The 15443-nt window shown below is 69.9% G+C and carries 14 protein-coding genes and 1 tRNA gene; 4 read left to right on the top strand and 11 right to left on the bottom strand.

Annotated elements, in window-relative coordinates:
- Positions 1 to 2 precede the first annotated feature (2 nt).
- Entirely contained in the window at positions 3 to 1100 is a 1098-nt protein-coding gene (locus ACYVD1_RS24645) for a CDP-alcohol phosphatidyltransferase family protein (protein ID WP_460776868.1), read from the bottom strand.
- Between the two features lie 326 nt (positions 1101 to 1426).
- On the opposite strand from ACYVD1_RS24645, the gene bcp reads away from it, so the two are divergent.
- The gene (bcp, locus tag ACYVD1_RS24650; protein WP_460776870.1) at positions 1427 to 1909 is read left to right on the top strand and encodes a thioredoxin-dependent thiol peroxidase; all 483 of its coding nucleotides are present in this window, start codon (positions 1427 to 1429) and stop codon (positions 1907 to 1909) included.
- A 293-nt stretch (positions 1910 to 2202) separates the two neighbouring features.
- Positions 2203 to 2280: transfer RNA gene (locus ACYVD1_RS24655), tRNA-Leu, on the top strand.
- Between the two features lie 107 nt (positions 2281 to 2387).
- Here the strand turns inward: ACYVD1_RS24655 and ACYVD1_RS24660 are convergent.
- The 4 genes from ACYVD1_RS24660 to ACYVD1_RS24675 form a co-directional block, all read right to left on the bottom strand.
- Complete coding sequence (locus ACYVD1_RS24660) at positions 2388 to 3623, bottom strand: serine/threonine-protein kinase (RefSeq protein WP_460776893.1); 1236 nt, start codon at positions 3621 to 3623, stop codon at positions 2388 to 2390.
- Positions 3624 to 3960: 337 nt separating this feature from the next.
- Complete coding sequence (locus tag ACYVD1_RS24665) at positions 3961 to 5307, bottom strand: M16 family metallopeptidase (RefSeq protein ID WP_460776871.1); 1347 nt, start codon at positions 5305 to 5307, stop codon at positions 3961 to 3963.
- Positions 5308 to 5353: 46 nt separating this feature from the next.
- Positions 5354 to 6691 carry a M16 family metallopeptidase gene (locus ACYVD1_RS24670; protein WP_460776872.1) on the bottom strand — a complete coding sequence of 446 codons (1338 nt, stop codon included), beginning with the start codon at positions 6689 to 6691 and terminating at the stop codon, positions 5354 to 5356.
- A 132-nt stretch (positions 6692 to 6823) separates the two neighbouring features.
- Positions 6824 to 7510 carry a hypothetical protein gene (locus ACYVD1_RS24675; protein ID WP_460776873.1) on the bottom strand — a complete coding sequence of 229 codons (687 nt, stop codon included), beginning with the start codon at positions 7508 to 7510 and terminating at the stop codon, positions 6824 to 6826.
- Positions 7511 to 7630: 120 nt separating this feature from the next.
- Between ACYVD1_RS24675 and sppA the strand changes: the two genes are divergently transcribed.
- Both sppA and ACYVD1_RS24685 read left to right on the top strand, forming a co-directional pair.
- Entirely contained in the window at positions 7631 to 9352 is a 1722-nt protein-coding gene (gene sppA, locus ACYVD1_RS24680; RefSeq protein ID WP_460776874.1) for a signal peptide peptidase SppA, read from the top strand.
- Positions 9349 to 9846: a flavin reductase family protein gene (locus ACYVD1_RS24685; RefSeq protein ID WP_460776875.1), complete on the top strand. Its 498-nt coding sequence runs from the start codon at positions 9349 to 9351 to the stop codon at positions 9844 to 9846. Before sppA ends, ACYVD1_RS24685 begins: the two co-directional genes overlap by 4 nt.
- A gap of 130 nt (positions 9847 to 9976) precedes the next feature.
- Here the strand turns inward: ACYVD1_RS24685 and ACYVD1_RS24690 are convergent, their stop codons facing one another.
- From ACYVD1_RS24690 to ACYVD1_RS24715, 6 genes are all read right to left on the bottom strand, one after another.
- Entirely contained in the window at positions 9977 to 10888 is a 912-nt protein-coding gene (locus tag ACYVD1_RS24690) for an ABC transporter substrate-binding protein (RefSeq protein ID WP_460776876.1), read from the bottom strand.
- A gap of 60 nt (positions 10889 to 10948) precedes the next feature.
- Positions 10949 to 11629, bottom strand: coding sequence for an ABC transporter permease (locus ACYVD1_RS24695; protein ID WP_460776879.1), 681 nt, complete (start codon positions 11627 to 11629; stop codon positions 10949 to 10951).
- Positions 11626 to 12510, bottom strand: coding sequence for an ABC transporter permease (locus ACYVD1_RS24700; RefSeq protein ID WP_460776880.1), 885 nt, complete (start codon positions 12508 to 12510; stop codon positions 11626 to 11628). Before ACYVD1_RS24700 ends, ACYVD1_RS24695 begins: the two co-directional genes overlap by 4 nt.
- Entirely contained in the window at positions 12507 to 13622 is a 1116-nt protein-coding gene (locus tag ACYVD1_RS24705) for an ABC transporter ATP-binding protein (protein WP_460776881.1), read from the bottom strand. The genes ACYVD1_RS24700 and ACYVD1_RS24705 overlap by 4 nt, the downstream gene beginning before the upstream one ends.
- Before the next feature lie 270 nt (positions 13623 to 13892).
- Complete coding sequence (locus ACYVD1_RS24710; protein WP_460776882.1) at positions 13893 to 14570, bottom strand: HAD family hydrolase; 678 nt, start codon at positions 14568 to 14570, stop codon at positions 13893 to 13895.
- A gap of 67 nt (positions 14571 to 14637) precedes the next feature.
- On the bottom strand, positions 14638 to 15363 hold the full coding sequence (locus tag ACYVD1_RS24715) for an NUDIX hydrolase (RefSeq protein ID WP_460776883.1): 726 nt from the start codon (positions 15361 to 15363) through the stop codon (positions 14638 to 14640).
- Positions 15364 to 15443: the final 80 nt, after the last annotated feature.

Raw genomic sequence — 15443 nt, forward strand, 5'->3', positions numbered from 1 at the left:
CACTAGCGGGCGGTCGTCTGAGAGCCCGTGTCCGAGCCGGTGTCCCGGTCCTGCTCCTCCGCGCCGTCGGACGGACCAGAGAATCTCAGCGCACCGTCGATTCCGTCGACCACACGGAAGAAGTCCCGTGTGGACAACCACAGTTTATAGATGATGGCGATCTCGAAGGCGAGGAGCAAAACGCCCACAAACGCCGTGATCCAGCCGATCGCGGGGGGCCCGAAGACGACCGCCGCGATCGGGGCCGCCACGAAGACCGCTATCTGGAACTCGATCCCACCCACGAGGTGGGTCCGCACCCGACGGGCGTTGAGGGCCGCCCAGAACCGCTGGTACCAGGGGAAACGGGTGCGGAACTCCTGGTGTAGGTCCACCTTGGGCAGGGTGAGGTCCGGCTGTTTACCCGCGGCGCGCTGATTGCGCGCCTCCCGCTCGTTCTGGCTGCGCAGAATGTGCTCCAACACCCCGATGCCGTGTCGCAGCACCGCCTGCTCGCCGCCGTCGCTCATCGTCCGGCCGCCACCGCCGGTCGCGGTACCTGTGGCGTCGCCCTCGGGCTCCAGCATCGACAGGGCCGCCCGGGCGCGCTCCAGTGCTGCCGCCAGGTGGGAGCGCATCTCGCGGCGCACCTTGTACACCTGGAGCGCGTTCAGGTAGCGCAGCATGTCCAGGAAGACCACCGCCAAGGCCAGCCAGACGAACGCCACGTGCCCGGTCTCCCGGTACTGGCCGCCCATGAGGGCCACCACGCACACCAGGACCCGGAAACGGTCCGAGACGTAGTCCATCCAGGCGCCGAACAGCGTCTCTGCCCCCGTCAGCCTGGCGAGCTTGCCGTCCGCGCAGTCCACGAGGAAGCACAAGTAGTACAGCGCCGCACCGAGGATGAGGAGGGGCCAGTAGCCGAAGGCGAAACAGACAGCGGCGCCCAGGCCCAGGAAGAGGGCGACCACGGTCATCTGGTTGGGTGTGACCGCCGTGCGATTGGCGAGCTGTCGCACGAGCCGGACCGCGAGCGGGTCCGCGAGATAGACCGTCAGCCAGGAGTCGCGCTCCTTGAGGGTACGAGCCCTGACCTCGTCGAGTGTGAATCCAGGCATCGTGGCGAACTACTCCCAAAGCGAAGCGGATGTGTCCCGGTCCGGTGGTCGCCGGACACACCATCGGGTCGTGGGCGACCCGCGCACGCTACGGCATCTCACCGAGAGCGGGCCAACCAAGAGCGCAAGGCCAACGATAGGTGATCGAATCGTTGGTCACTCCCAAAGCGGATGAACCGAACCGGAATCGCAACCGAAGCACCTCCCCCGAGCCGACCAGCACCGACCGTGCTGCCGCCCCCGGACCGGGCCCACATCTCGTACTGTGAGGCAGGAACGACGCGGGCCCCTGCCGGGCCCGCCTGAAGCAGACAGGAAGACCACAAGTGAGCGAGCCCATCCGCCTGGAGCCCGGCGACCAGGCACCCGACTTCACCCTCAGCGACGCAGACGGCCAAACCGTCACTCTCAGTAAGGTACTGGCCGACACCGGAAACAGCGTCGTCCTGTACTTCTACCCGGCTGCCATGACGCCCGGGTGCACGACCCAGGCCTGCGACTTCCGGGACAACCTCACCGAGTTCGCCGACGCGGGCTTCACCGTGCTGGGCGTCTCCCCGGACAAGCCCGAGAAGCTCGCCAAGTTCCGGGAGCAGGAGAGCCTGACCTTCACTCTGCTCGGCGACCCCGACAAGGACACCCTGAGCGCCTACGGCGCCTTCGGCGAGAAGAAGAACTACGGCCGCCTCGTCCAGGGCGTCATCCGGTCCACCATCATCGTGGGCACCGACGGCAAGGTACAGAAGGCCTTCTACAACGTGAAGGCCACCGGCCACGTCGACCGGATCAAGAAGGAGCTCGGGCTTTAGGGCGTGTTCGGCGGACACATACCCTGCTGCGCGTCGCCCCAGCGGCACTGTCACTGCGCATCTCTCAGTCGACAGCCGAACCCGGGCGGGCCCCCGCTGTGCGATGCTGCCGAGCTTGCGAGGCAGCGCACAGTAGGGGAACTCCTTCTTCGGCCTTGTGCCAGCACCACTGGTGCACCGCTCGCGACGGGCAGCATCCACCGAACACGCCCTAGGCGCAAAGGGCCGATCGTCCGGTAACCACGGGGCCGGACGACCGGTCATGTCCCCAGTCCCGGTAGAGTGACCCCTCGGGGGCCGTAGTCCAACTGGCAGGAGACGGCAGCTTTAGGTGCTGTACAGTGCGGGTTCGAATCCCGCCGGCCCCACCAGGGCCTCTCCCCGTGTTCAACCGGGGCCCCGACACCACCGAAGGCGCGCGAAACCGGTTCGCGCGCCTTCGTCGTTCTTCTGCCCCGCGGCTGCTGCCTCCTGGCTGTCAAAGGCCCAGCAGGGCCCACATGACCAGGGCCAGCAGGGCCAGCACGCCCACACCCACACCGGCGACCACCGGTAGGCGGCTCCTCTCGGCGTGCTTGCCCGAGCTGGTCAGACCCAGCGTGTCGGTGGACTCCCGGATGGAGACCATGATCGAGTTCATCGCGTCAGGGCTGTGCCGGAGCCGCTCGCTGATGGACTCCGCCAACACGTGCGCGCCCGCGCGGAAGTGCTCCCGGGCCGACTCCCGCTCCTCCGCCATCACCCCCGTTTCGGAGTCCGAGGACCCCTCCTCCGAGGAACCCTCCCCTGACTCCGCCACCGACGCGTCTCCGGAGTCCGCGGCACCCGCGTCCCCGGTACCCGCGTCCGAGTTGCTCGCGTTGTAGGGGGGCTGGCCCGGGGACCAGGGCGCCAGGGCCGCGATCCGCAGCATCTTGGTGGTGTTCTCCGCGGTCAGCCGCTCACCGGGCTCGACCTTGAGCATGCCGGCCAGGACCGGGGCGAGCGGGCCCGCGTTGGCGGCCTCCTTCGGCTCGTCCAACTGTTCCTGGCGCAGGATCTTGATGTAGCCCTTGCGGTCGTAGGGCGGGTAACCCTCGACCGCCGCGTACAGGGTGGCGCCCAGCGACCAGAGGTCGGACTCGGGGCCGACCGGGCCCGCTTTGGCGCGCTCCGGGGGGATGTAGGCGGGGGAGCCGATGATGCGGCCCGAGGAGCTCAGCGCGGACTCGCCGTTCCAGGCGGCCAGCCCGAAGTCGGTCAGCACCACCCGTCCGGCCTCGCTGATCATCACATTGTCCGGCTTGACGTCGCGGTGGACGATGCCCTCGCCGTGCGCGACCTTGAGCGCGTCGATCAGCTGGAGCCCGATCTCGGCCACCCTCTGGTAGGGCAGCGGCCCGCCCACCTGGATGATCTCCTCCAGGGTGGAGGCCTCTAGAAGCTCCATGACGATCCACGGCCGCTCGTCCTCGTCCACGACGTCCAGGACGGTGACGAGGCTGGGGTGGATGAGGCGCCCGGCGACCCGGGCCTCACGGGTGGTGCGCTGGACGAGCGACTCGCGCTCGGAGCGGCTCAGGTCCGACGGCAGCCGGAGTTCCTTGACCGCGACCTCGCGCTTCATGACCAGGTCGGTGGCGCGCCAGACCGTGCCGACACCGCCGCGGGCGATTTCGGAGGTCAGCTGGTAGCGACCCTTCAGCAATCGACCACCGGACTCCGGTTCAGCCACGGCGGCCTCCGGACGCGGGGTGTCGAGCGGCGTCTCCGGCCGCTGCGTGTGGGGGTTGTCTAGGGAGGACACGGTTATCCACGGGTCCATTCACCGGCCATGGTGGCCTCCTGCGGAGCATTGCGGTCGCTGTCACCACGTAGGTGCACGGATCACTCGTTATACCAGCACGGACTGCAGGCCAAGTTGGTGGTTGCCTGATGGCATACACATAGGTTCGTTTTCGTTATGTCCGAGGAAAGCCCTCACATGCCGTGACGAGGGTCTCCCTTGCAAATCCTTGACCTGGGACGGGTTTCGTGCACGAGCATCAGCGCGTGCACGAAACCCCAGACACTCAGCTCCAGAGGGATTCCGGCGAGCGCACCTCGACCGGCCCGATACCCGTCTTTGTGAGCGGCTCACGCAGAGTCTCCGCGTCCCCGACCGCCACCACGACGGCCTCCTCGGGACGAAGGTACTCGACGGCGGCACTGTCGAGATCCGCCGCGGTCAGCTTCTCGAACCCGGCACGGGTCCGGTCCACATGATCCTCCGGCAGGTCGTGCACCACCATGTCGACGAGCGGCCCCGCCATGGCGCGCGCTGTCGAGTAGCTGACCGGCAGGCCCACGGTGTTGGACTCGCGGACAGCGGCCAGCTCGTCCTGTGTGACGCCGGAGTCGCGCAGTTTGTTCATCTGTTCCAGCGACGAAGTGACCGAGTGGGCCGTAGTGCCTGCCTCGACCTGCGTGCTCATGAAGAACACACCGCTGTCGCGGCGCAGGTCGAACCGGCTCCCGGCACCGTAGGTGTAGCCCAGGCGCTCACGCAGCTCCATGTTGAGGCGGGAGGTGAACATCCCGCCGAGGACCTCGCTGACGCCCTCGACGAGCGGCAGTTCCACCCGCGAACGCGCGGGGGCGCGGTGCGCGATGACCAGGGCCGTCTGGACCGAACCGGGGCGGTCGACGATGAGCACGCGCGGCAGCTCGCCGGGGGGCGGAGCCGGCTCACCGGTGGGGCGCTCGGGCGTCGGCGCGGCGTCGCCGAAGACGGTCCGGCCCAGCTCTTCGAGGTCGACGTTGGCCAGGTCGCCCACGACCACGAGGGTCCCGGCGATCGAGGCGATGGAGTCGGCGTGGAAGCTCGCGACCCTCTCGGGGGTGATGTCTGCCAGCTTGACCGGGCCTCCGGAGAGCGGGGTGGCGTAGCGGCCGGTGAACAGCTGCCCGCCGAGGCTGCGCATGGCCAGGACACCCGCGGAGGAGGCGTCGAGCCAGAAGCGCTCCAGCAGCTGTTCGCGGCGGCGCACCACGTCGTCTGGGTTCAGTGCCGGACGGCGTACGGCGTCGGCGAACAGGTGGACGGCGTCGCCGAGGCGGTTCGTGGGGGCGTCCAGGCCGGTGATGAAGCCGTCCCAGTTGACGCGGGAGATCCACTCGGCTCCGTGGCGCTCCAGGGCCGGGGCCAGGGAGCTGTTGCCTGTTGGGCCGTCCTCGAGGGCTTCACTGGTCAGCACGCTGACGCCCATGGCGTCGAGGGGCTCGGCGGCACCGCCGAAGGGGTGTACGAGGCGGATGGAGGCCAGCTGCTGGCCGGGGACGTCGATGGCGACGATGGTGCCGCCTCCGACGCGGATCCGCTGGGGCTTGGGAAAGGTGTAGGACGCGGCGGCACCGATGTCCGGACGGGTCTGCTGCATGCTCTGCGGCTCTTTCTGCGGCTTGACGGTAACGGAGCTTCGGCGGCTAGGCCTGGTTGGCCGCGGCGTCCGCCTCGGCTTCCACCTCGAGCGTCTCAGCCTCGGTGGCGGTCTCGGGGTCGAAGCGGACGACGAGCATGTTGCCGTCGACGAGCAGGCGCTCGGCGGTGGCCCTGACCTCTTCCGCGGTGATGCCGGCCCACCGCTGGGGCCAGGTGTAGGCGAGCTCGGGGTCGCCGAGCAGCTGGGTGCAGTTGCCGATGGAGTCGGCCAGTCCTGAAGGGCTGGCGATGGAGTGCAGGTGCTCGCGCTCCAGGACGGCGCGGGCGCGGTCCAGCTCCTCGTCGGTGATCCCGCTGGCGAGCTTGGCGACCTCCTCGCGGATGGCCTGTTCCAGGACGTCACCGTCCACGCCCTCACGGGCGAGCATGTTCACCAGCAGCAGGCTGTCCGTGTAGCGGAACGGCAGGATGTCCGCGGAGCCGCCGCCGTCGTCGGCGGCGATGGGCCGGTCCACGACCAGCGAGCGGTACAGGCGGCTGCCCTGCCCCTGCCCGAGGACGGCCGAGGCCAGGTGGGCGACGTCGTGCTCGCGCTCACCGTAGGAGGGGACGCGGAAGCCGATGAACACGCCGGCGGCCGGGACCGTCTCGGTGACGGAGTCACGCACCGGACCGCCCAGCGGCGCGTGCAGCGCGGAGTCGGGAACCTCGGGGAGGGACTCCCTGGCGGGGACGCTGCCGAAGTACTTCTCGACACGGGCGAGCACGTCCGCGGACTCCAGGTCGCTGACGATGGTCAGGACGCAGTTGTCCGGGCCGTAGTGCGCCTTGTGGAACGACTTGACGTAGTCCAGGTCGGCGGCGTCCAGATCGTCCATGGAGCCGATCGTGGAGTGGTGGTACGGGTGCCCCTCGGGGTAGGCCAGGCGCAGGATGCGCTCCAGGGCCGTTCCGTAGGGCTGGTTGTCGTAGCGCTGGCGGCGCTCGTTCTTGACGACGTCGCGCTGGTTGTCCAGGACCTCCTGGGTCATGCCCTCGCGCAGCGTCGACAGGCGGTCCGCCTCCAGCCACAGGATGGCGTCCAGGGCGTGCGTGGGGACCGTCTCGAAGTAGTTGGTCCGGTCGGTCGAGGTGGAGGCGTTGATGTCACCGCCCAGGCGCTCGACCACGTCGAAGTGCTCGCCCTTGGTGACGTTGCCGCTGCCCTGGAACATCAAGTGTTCGAACAGGTGCGCGAAGCCGGTGCGCCCGGGCACCTCGTGGCGGGACCCGACTCCGTACCAGAGGTTGACCGAGGCGACCTGGCCTGTGGAGGCCGGGGCCGTCACCAGGCGCAACCCGTTCTCCAGCGTGTACTGATCGACCCGTCCAGCCGTTCCCATGGTGGTCACCTGCGCATGCACCCCATCAAGTTCCGTTGACCGCTTCGGTGTTTCCGACTCTATGGCCTAAGCACACTGCGAAGACACTCAGTTCCAGCAATCCGTGGGGGCTGGCGGGGTGAGGTTGAGCTGTTAGGAGTCGGCCCGGTAGGCGGTGGTGTCCATCGACGCGGCGATCTCTTCGTAGACGGCGCTGTGCTGGGCGTCGGCGGACCAGACGTAGAGCAGCACGTCGCTCTCCGGGAGGAACCACATGCGCACCTCGAAGGTGTCGTCGTTGTCGCAGGTCACGTCCCAGACCGAGTGGTGGGATTTGAGGCCGTCCGCGTGCTCGAAGACGTTGCCGTGCCCGGAGGTGAGCTGGGCGTCGTCGACCCCGATGTTGCCGGAGGCGGCGGTGTTGAGGCTGCGGCAGCTGTCGGTGTTGTCAGCCCAGCCGTCGGCGTCGTAGAAGGCGTCGTCCTCCTTGGGCCAGTCCTCGGGATGGTTCGCGGCCTGTTCGGGAACCAGCTGGATCGATCCGTAGGCGCAGGCGCTCTGCCCGGGAGGAGTCATGCACAGCTCGCCGCCCTCGTTCTGGATCTCCCAGTCCTCGGGGGTGTCGATGGTGATCCCGGCGACGTCGGCGCTGTCGAACCCCTCCGGACCCGGGGGCTCGATCGCGGGCATCATGCCGCTCTCACCGCGCTCCAGTTCGGCCTCCCCGGAGGCCTCAGCCGAGCAGGCACCCACGGCCAGCAGGGCAACCGCCGCGGCCGCGGTCGCAATCACGCGGCCACTCCTCGCCCGCTGCCGCACCTTGTCCGTCGTGCCCGCCATCGCTTGCCCGCCCTTCTCTACGTTCTCCGGACCACCCGTCTGACTGACCGGAGCACAGTTGACCATAGCGTCCCCAACACACCCACCGCACCGGGGAACCTCCACGACTACTCTGGGGCCATGGTGGACCTCGCGAAGATCACGGAACCCTTGTCCCTCAACCGGTTCGGCCCGCGGCGCCAAGGCCCGCTGGTGCTCGAGCTGGACCTGACGGAGGGTGTCGCCGACGAAGCGCCATCCAACCCGGTCAGCCAGATCATGAACCGCCGAAAGCAGCGGTACCTCGACATCATCGAGGGGATCCGCAGAGGCGCGCGCGACCCCGGGGTCGCCGCCTTGATCGTGCGGGTCGACGCCCGGTCCCTGGGTATCGCCAAGGTGCAGGAGCTCCGCGACGCCGTCACGGACTTCCGTTCCACGGGCAAGCCCACCGTCGCCTGGGCCGACACCTTCGGTGAGGCCGGGGACGGGAACCTGCCGTACTACCTGGCCAGCGCCTTCGCCAAGGTCGTGCTCGCCCCGACCGGACTGGTCGGACTCAGCGGCCTGGTGATGCGGAGCACCTTCCTCAAGGGCGCCCTGGACAAGCTCGACGTCACCTTCGAGGCAGGGGCGCGCCACGAGTACAAGAACGCGATCAACGTCTACACCGAGACCGCCTTCACCGACGCGCACCGTGAGGCCTCGGAACGCATCGTCGTGTCCACGTCGGACCAGCTGGCCGAGGCCGTGGCCAAGGGACGCGGGCTGACCGAGAAGCGGGTGCGCGAGCTGATCGACCGCGCACCGATCCTGGGGCAGGAATCCCTGGACGCGGGCCTGGTGGACCGGCTCGCGTACCGGGACGAGGTGTACACGGAGCTGAACGAGCAGGTCAGGGCGGAGAACGACGGCCGCGAGCCCGCCCTGCAGTTCGTCTCCCGCTACCACCGCAAGCACACGCCGCCGCCCCGCCCGAAAATGGCCGGCGGCCCCGGCTACATCGCTCTGATCTCCGCCAACGGTGCCATCAACCTGGGTAGGAGCCGCCGCTCGCCGCTCGGCGGCGGCACGGTGATGGGCTCGGACACCGTCTGCGCGGCCTTCCGCGCCGCGCGACAGGACCCGCAGGTCAAGGCGGTGGTGTTCCGGGTGGACAGCGGCGGCGGTTCCGCGATCGCCTCCGACGCCATCCGCCGCGAGACCGAGCTGACCTCGAAGGCGGGCAAGCCCGTCATCACCGCGATGGGCGACATCGCGGGTTCGGGCGGCTACTACGTGGCCCTGGGCTCGGACTCGATCGTGGCCCAGCCCGCCACGATCACGGGGTCGATCGGTGTGCTCACCGGCAAACCGGTCCTGGGCAAGCTCAAGGAGCGCTTCGGGATCACGACCGACTCCGTCCAGACCGGCGCGCACGCGGCCATGTTCGACAGCGAGGAGGGGTTCAGCGACTCCGAGTGGGAGCGGGTGAACACCCTCCTGGACTCCGTCTACGAGGACTTCGTCGGCAAGGTCGCCGCGGCCCGGGGCATGACCTGGGACCAGACGCACGAAGTAGCCAAGGGGCGGATCTGGAGCGGCGCGGACGCGCGCGAGCGGGGTCTGGTCGACGACCTCGGGGGGATCGAGACCGCGGTGCGGCTGGCGCGCGCCAAGGCGGGCCAGGGTGCGCTGCCGCTGCGGACGTTCCCGCGGTCGCACCCGTTGGACCAGCTGCGCCAGCACGAGTCCAGCGAGGACCTGGCCTCGTCCGAGCCGCAGACGGCGCTCAACCCCTGGGGGTCCTTGGCGCACGTGGCCGCACACCTGGGGCTGCCGGCGACCGGCCCGCTGACGATGCCCTCCATGGAGATCCGTTGAGTGTTCCGAGCGGCGCCTATCTGGAGAGCATCGCGCTGTTGCCGAGCGGGGTGAGCGTGGTGACCGTCGCGGACGGCCGCGACGACATCGGGGCGACAGTGAGCGCCTTCGTCTCGGTGTCCGCGGATCCGCCGATCGTGATGCTGAGCGTGGCCGGTGACGGCTATGTCGCTGAGGTGGTCGAGGAGGTCGGCGCCTTCGCGGTGAGTGTCCTCGCCGGTGACCTGCGGGCGATCGCCGGCCGGTTCTCCGCCGAGGGCCGGCCGAGTGCCCGGCTGCTGGTGTCGGGCGAGCCGCACCACCGCGGCGAGCGCACCCGGGCGATCGTCCTCGACAGGGCCCTGGCCGCCCTGGAGTGCTCGGTGCGGCGGCGCGTGGAGGTCGGCGACCACATGGTGTTCTTCGCCGACGTGGTCGGCCTGCCCGAGGTGGGATCGGGCAGCCCCACCCCGGCGATGGTCCGCTGGAACGGCCGGTACCACTCCGTCGGCTGACCAACCGCGAACGGCTGGGCCCGGCTCCGAACAACGATGCTGGTCGGTCCGGGCCCCGCCGTGGCGGTCGTCCTCAGTGGAGGCCGGGCTCGCGGTGGCCCGCACCGTGCTTGCAGCGGCCAGGTCGCGGTTACGAGGCCATGCCCTGTTCCTCCAGCCACTCCTGTGCGACGTCGGCGGGGTTCTCGTCGTCGATGATGACCCGCTCGTTGAGCTCGGTGAGCTCCTCGGTCGTCAGGGCGCCGGACACCGTGTCGAGTGCCTCCCGCGCGGTCTCGTCCACCTGGTCGCCGTCGATGAGCGGCGTGACGTTCTGCGCCCCGAACAGGTTCTCCGGGTCGTCCAGGATCACGAGGTCCTCGACCGCGATCACCGGGTCGGTCGTGAACAGGTTGCCGGCCTGGATGTCGCCGTCCGCCAGTGACTGCGCGATCAGCGCCGCCTCCAGCGAGCGGAAGTCGCCGAACTCGACGCCGTAGGTCGACTCGAGCCCCGGCACCCCCTGAGGGCGGGTCTCGAACTCGGCGGGGGCGCCCAGGGCCATGTCGTCGGCCACGTCGGCGAGGTCCCCGATGTCGGTGAGGCCGTACTCGTCGGCGGTCTCCTGTGTGACGGTCACCGAGTCCTTGTTCTCGGCACTGGAGGACTCCAGGATCTCCAGGTTGTCGGGCAGGGCCTCCTCGATGGCGGCGTTGGTCTCCTCGCTGGTGCCGATGACCGCATCGCTGTCGAGGTAGAACAGGATGCCGCCGTTGTACTCGGGGAAGACCGAGAGCGCACCGGACTCGATCTGGTCGTAGTACACCTCCCGGCTGCCGATGTTGAGCTGGTACTCGACCTCCACGCCCTCGGCTTCCATGGCCCGGCCGTAGAGTTCGGCGAGCAGCGCGCTCTCGGGGAAGTCGGCTGATCCGACCACAACGGCCCCTTCCGCGGCTTCGTCGTCGCCGTCCGCCCCCTCCTCGAAGGGGTCGCTACCGCCGCACGCGGTCAACAGTGCGGCCGCCAAGGGGATCCCGATCAGGGTGAGCCTCTTGTCCATGTTCGCTTTCCTTACGTTGAGAAGCTGGTGTCCCCAGGTCGTAGACCGGGGCCGTACTGCTCAGCGCGCCGCAGCGGCCTCGGCGCGCAGTCCGGGTGCGACGAGCAGGCGTCGCAGTCCGGCGAACAGGAACGTGGTGAGCACGGCCAGTGCCACCACGAGCACGGAGCCGCCCAACAGCATCGCCAGGTCCTGGCGGGCCTGCCCGTCGACGATGTAGCGGCCCAGGCCGCCGACCCCGACATAGGCGGCGATGGTGGCGGTGGCCACGACCTGGACCGCAGCGGTGCGCATCCCGATGAGGATGAGGGGCACCGCCATCGGCAGCTCCAGTTTGAAGAGGACCTCCCGGCCGCGCATGCCCATGCCTAGGGCCGCGTCTCTCAGCCGGGGGTCGACGCCCCTGACCCCCTCATGGGTGTTGACGAGGATGGGCGGGACGGCCAAGGCGACCAGGGCGCTCACCACCGGGACGAGGCCGATACCGGCCAGTAGCACGATGAGGAACAGCACCCCGATGGTCGGTAGCGCACGGGCGAAGTTGGCGAGGCTGGTGGTCAGGAACCCGCCCACCCCGGTATGCCCCGTCAGCAGGCCCACCGGGACGGCGATCGCCGTGGACAGCAGCAGCCCGATCAGGGAGTAGTAGGCGTGCTCCGCGAGCCGGGTGGGGATGCCGGCGGGGCCGGTCCACTGGGCCGGGTCGGCGAACCACTCGACCAGCATGGTCAGGATGTTCACGGCGTCTCCCGGTGGTCGGCGGCGTCCCCTGAGTACGGCGCCGCGTCCCCAGTGGGTGGTGCGGCCCTGCCAGCGGGTGGTGCGGCCCTCCCGGCCTGGGTGGCCGCGGGGGCGGCCCCCTCGGCAGCGGTGGCTCTGGCCCGGGCCGCCCTCCGCCTACGGGCGGAGCGCCGGGACTCGGTGTGGGCCCAGGGGGTGAGCAAGCGCTGGGCGAGGACGAGGACGGCGTCGGTCGCGAGGGCGAGCAGCACGGACAGGACGATGCCCACGACGATGGGTGCGTCGAACTGGCGGCGGAACCCTTCGCTGACGATGAGCTGGCCAAGCCCGCCCAAGCCCACCAGGGAGGCGACGCTGACCATGCTGATGGTGGCGACCGACGCCACCCGCAGCCCGGCGATGATCACCGGGACCGCCACCGGGGTCTCCACGAACACCAAGCGGCGCAGCGGGCCGAAACCCATGGCCACGGCGGCCTGGCGCACGTGTTCGGGGACCTGCCGCAGGCCGTCCACCACGTTGGGCAGGAGGATCACCAAGGTGTAGAGGGCGAGCGGCACGATCGCCGTCCAGTCGCTGAACCCGGTGTAGGGCAGCATCAGGAAGAACAGGGCGATCGAGGGCACCGCGTAGAGCACGTTCACACCCGTGAGCACGGGCGGGTAGAAGGCCCGGAAGCGCACGCACAGCAGCCCCAAGGGGAGCGCGAGGACCAGCCCGATGAGGATCGACAGGTACGCGAGGCGCATGTGCTCGGTGAGGCGGGGCAGGATCCCGCGGTCGGGCTCACCGGGGTAGCTCCAGTTGGTGACGGCCCAGTCGACGATCCTCAGTATCCACTCCAGGGCGGGCGCTCCCCCGGAGCCGTCGGCGGCGCTCACTCGGACACCGACCAGATCGCCGCGCCCAGGTCCGTTTGGGACACCACCCCGACGACACCGCCGTCGTCGTCCACGCCGACAGCCCGTCCCGCCGGGGAGAGCACGGCCGCGTCCAGCGCGGCCCGGAGGGAGTCGACCGCGACGTCGAAGGTGTGCCCGTAGGGGGCGAGTGCCAGGTCTCCGAGGCTGACCCCCGACGGTTCCCTGGCGAGCTGTTCGGCGCTGACCCAGCCCATGGGCGCGCGGCGCTCGTCCACCACGAGCGCCCACGGTTCGCCATCGCCCAGGACGGCGTCGCGGGCCCGTTCGACCCGGTCCTCACCGTCGAAGACCACGTCCTGGCGCAGGGAGAGCTCACGTGCGGGAAAGAACGAGAGGCGGCGCACGCCCCGGTCGTAGCCGACGAAGGCCTCGACGGACTCGTCGACCGGTTGGGCAAGCAGACGCTCGGGGGTGTCGTACTGGGCGAGCGCCCCGCCGGGGCGGAACACGGCGATCCGGTCGCCCAGGCGTACGGCCTCGTCGATGTCGTGGGTGACGAACACGACGGTCTTGTGCAGGTCGTTCTGGAGCCGGAGGAGCTCGTCCTGGAGGCTGGTGCGCACCACCGGGTCGACAGCGCTGAAGGGCTCGTCCATGAGGAGGACGGGCGGGTCGGCGGCCAGGGCGCGGGCTACACCGACCCGCTGCTGCTGGCCCCCGGAGAGCTGGTGCGGGTAGCGCTTGGCCTGGGCCGAGTCGAGCCCGACCAGCTCTAGGAGCTCGTTCGCGCGGGCGCGGGCCTTGGAGCGGCGCCAGCCGAGGAGCAGGGGGACCGTGGCGATGTTGTCCAGCACGGTCCGGTGGGGAAACAGTCCGGCCTGCTGGATGACGTAACCGATGGAACGGCGCAGCTGGGCCGGGTTCTGGTCGCGGATGTCCGTACCGTCGATCCGGATCTGTCCCTCGGAGAGCTCCACCATGCGGTTGATCATCCGCAGGGAGGTGGTCTTACCGCTGCCTGAGGGACCCACGAACACCGTGGTCGCACCGGTCTCGACGGTCAGGTCAAGGTGGTCGACGGCGACGGTGCCGTCGGGATAGACCTTGGTCGCGCCCTCGAACGTGATCATCGAGTCTCCAAAGGCGGGGCTGGTGACGGGGTGGGGCGGCCGGGCCGACACGGGGTGTGGAACGGACCGGCCGAAGGCCGTTGCGACGTTACCCGAGTGCGGCTCGGGCAAACCGGTACGACGCGGCCCAGGGCCGCATCACACCCTTTTCAGAGTTTTCCTACCTTAAGGGTGGGATATGATGGAAGTCGAGTTCCCGCACCGGCCATCCGGTGTCGGTCGTCCGGTGCCGACGGCCTGTGGCCGAACATCCACGAGGGCGGGGCCGGTTCAGCCCGCGGCTCGGGTGGCGACCCAGTCGGCGAGCTGGTGGAGGTCGTCCACCACCACGTCGGCGGCCTTGGCGTCGGGCGTGGCCGAGTGCCGGTAACCGTAGATGCCCCGGCGCAGCAGGACGGTGGCCATCCCCGCGCGGCGGGCGGGCAGGACGTCGTTGTCGGTGCGGTCACCCACGTAGAGGATTTCCTCCGCGGTGATGCCGGGGCGGGTTTGCGAAGCCAGGTCCACAACCCGGTCGAAGAAGACCGGCTGGGGTTTCTGCACGCCCCAGTCGTCGGAGATCCCGATGCCGTCGACGCCCAGCTCCATGGCGGCCAGGGTCGGCCCGGCCTCGGGCGGCTGGTTCCCGGCGATGACCAGGGACAGCCCGCAAGCGCGCATGTCGGTGAACGCGGGGCGCACGTCGGGATAGAGGTCGCGCTCGTCGAAGTGCTCGCGCACGCCCTCGGGGTCTTCGGCACGCCAGCGGACACTCTCGGCCTCGAGGTCGAAGCCGGGCACGAGCAGCCTGAACCCGTCGGTGAGGGTGCCGCCGGAAGCGATCACGCCCCCGATGGTGCCGAAGAACGCCATGTGCGGGATCCCGAAACGGTCCGCCCAGCGCGCGAAGATACGAGTCTCGTCGATCAGCGTCTCGCCGACGTCGAACACCACAGTACGAATTGCCACGGTTAGGGAGTGTACACAGCGGCCCCGTCGGAACCCGCTCCCCCGCGCGGCCCGGCCCGCGCCCGCCCTACCCCCGCTCGGGCGGGCGCAGCACCGCGAAGGCGTCGGTGACCTCCATCTCCCGTGCGCGGAAGCGGAACAGCGCGGCCGGCCGCCCTCCGGAGCGCCCGGAGGGCACCGAGCGGCCCGTCTCCTCGATCTGACCGCGCCGCAGCAGGACCCGGCGCAGGTTGGTGGCGGCCACGTCGTGCCCGAGCGCGGCCCGGTAGTGGGCCGACAGCTCCGACATGGTGAACTCGGGCGGCGCCAGCGCGAAGCCGACGTTGGTGTAGCTCAGCTTCGAGCGGAGGCGGCGCCGACCGGACCGGACGATGGAAGCGTGGTCGAAGGCCATCGGGGGTAGGGCGGCGGCGGGGTGCCATCCGGTGTCCTCGGGGACCACAGGGTCGATGTGGGCCGGCACCAGCCCCAGGTAGGCGGTGGCGAGAGTGCGCCGCTGGGGGTCGCGACCGGGGTCGCTGCGCGTTTCCAGCTGCTCCATGTAGCTCAGGTCGCGGACGTCGACCTTCTGGGCGAGCTGGCGGCGGATCGAGGCACCCAAGTTCTCGTCGGCTCCGAGGCGGCCGCCGGGCAGGGCCCACTCCCCCTCGCAGGGCGGCAGGGCACGCCGCCAGAGCAGCACGCACAGCTCTCCGCCGCGGATCTGCAGGACGACCGCGAGCGCCTCGTGTGCCGACAGCACGGCTCCCCCGCCGCCCGCACCGGCCTCGGGGGTCGTGCTCGCTTCGGCCATCGTGGCCTGTCCGTTTGCCTCCGGGATATCCACCCTGTCCCTTCCGTTCCACGCCATGTTAAGCTTCATCAGGTTTGTGC

This window comes from Nocardiopsis nanhaiensis (assembly GCF_054778635.1).

Bases quoted from the DNA above. Each gene is read 5' to 3' on its own strand.
- ACYVD1_RS24645 (WP_460776868.1), bottom strand. From the start codon at position 1,100: ATGCCTGGATTCACACTCGACGAGGTCAGGGCTCGTACCCTCAAGGAG.
- ACYVD1_RS24665 (WP_460776871.1), bottom strand. From the start codon at position 5,307: ATGCAGCAGACCCGTCCGGACATCGGTGCCGCCGCGTCCTACACCTTT.
- ACYVD1_RS24670 (WP_460776872.1), bottom strand. From the start codon at position 6,691: ATGGGAACGGCTGGACGGGTCGATCAGTACACGCTGGAGAACGGGTTG.
- ACYVD1_RS24675 (WP_460776873.1), bottom strand. From the start codon at position 7,510: ATGGCGGGCACGACGGACAAGGTGCGGCAGCGGGCGAGGAGTGGCCGC.
- sppA (WP_460776874.1), top strand. From the start codon at position 7,631: ATGGTGGACCTCGCGAAGATCACGGAACCCTTGTCCCTCAACCGGTTC.
- ACYVD1_RS24690 (WP_460776876.1), bottom strand. From the start codon at position 10,888: ATGGACAAGAGGCTCACCCTGATCGGGATCCCCTTGGCGGCCGCACTG.
- ACYVD1_RS24705 (WP_460776881.1), bottom strand. From the start codon at position 13,622: ATGATCACGTTCGAGGGCGCGACCAAGGTCTATCCCGACGGCACCGTC.
- ACYVD1_RS24715 (WP_460776883.1), bottom strand. From the start codon at position 15,363: ATGGCCGAAGCGAGCACGACCCCCGAGGCCGGTGCGGGCGGCGGGGGA.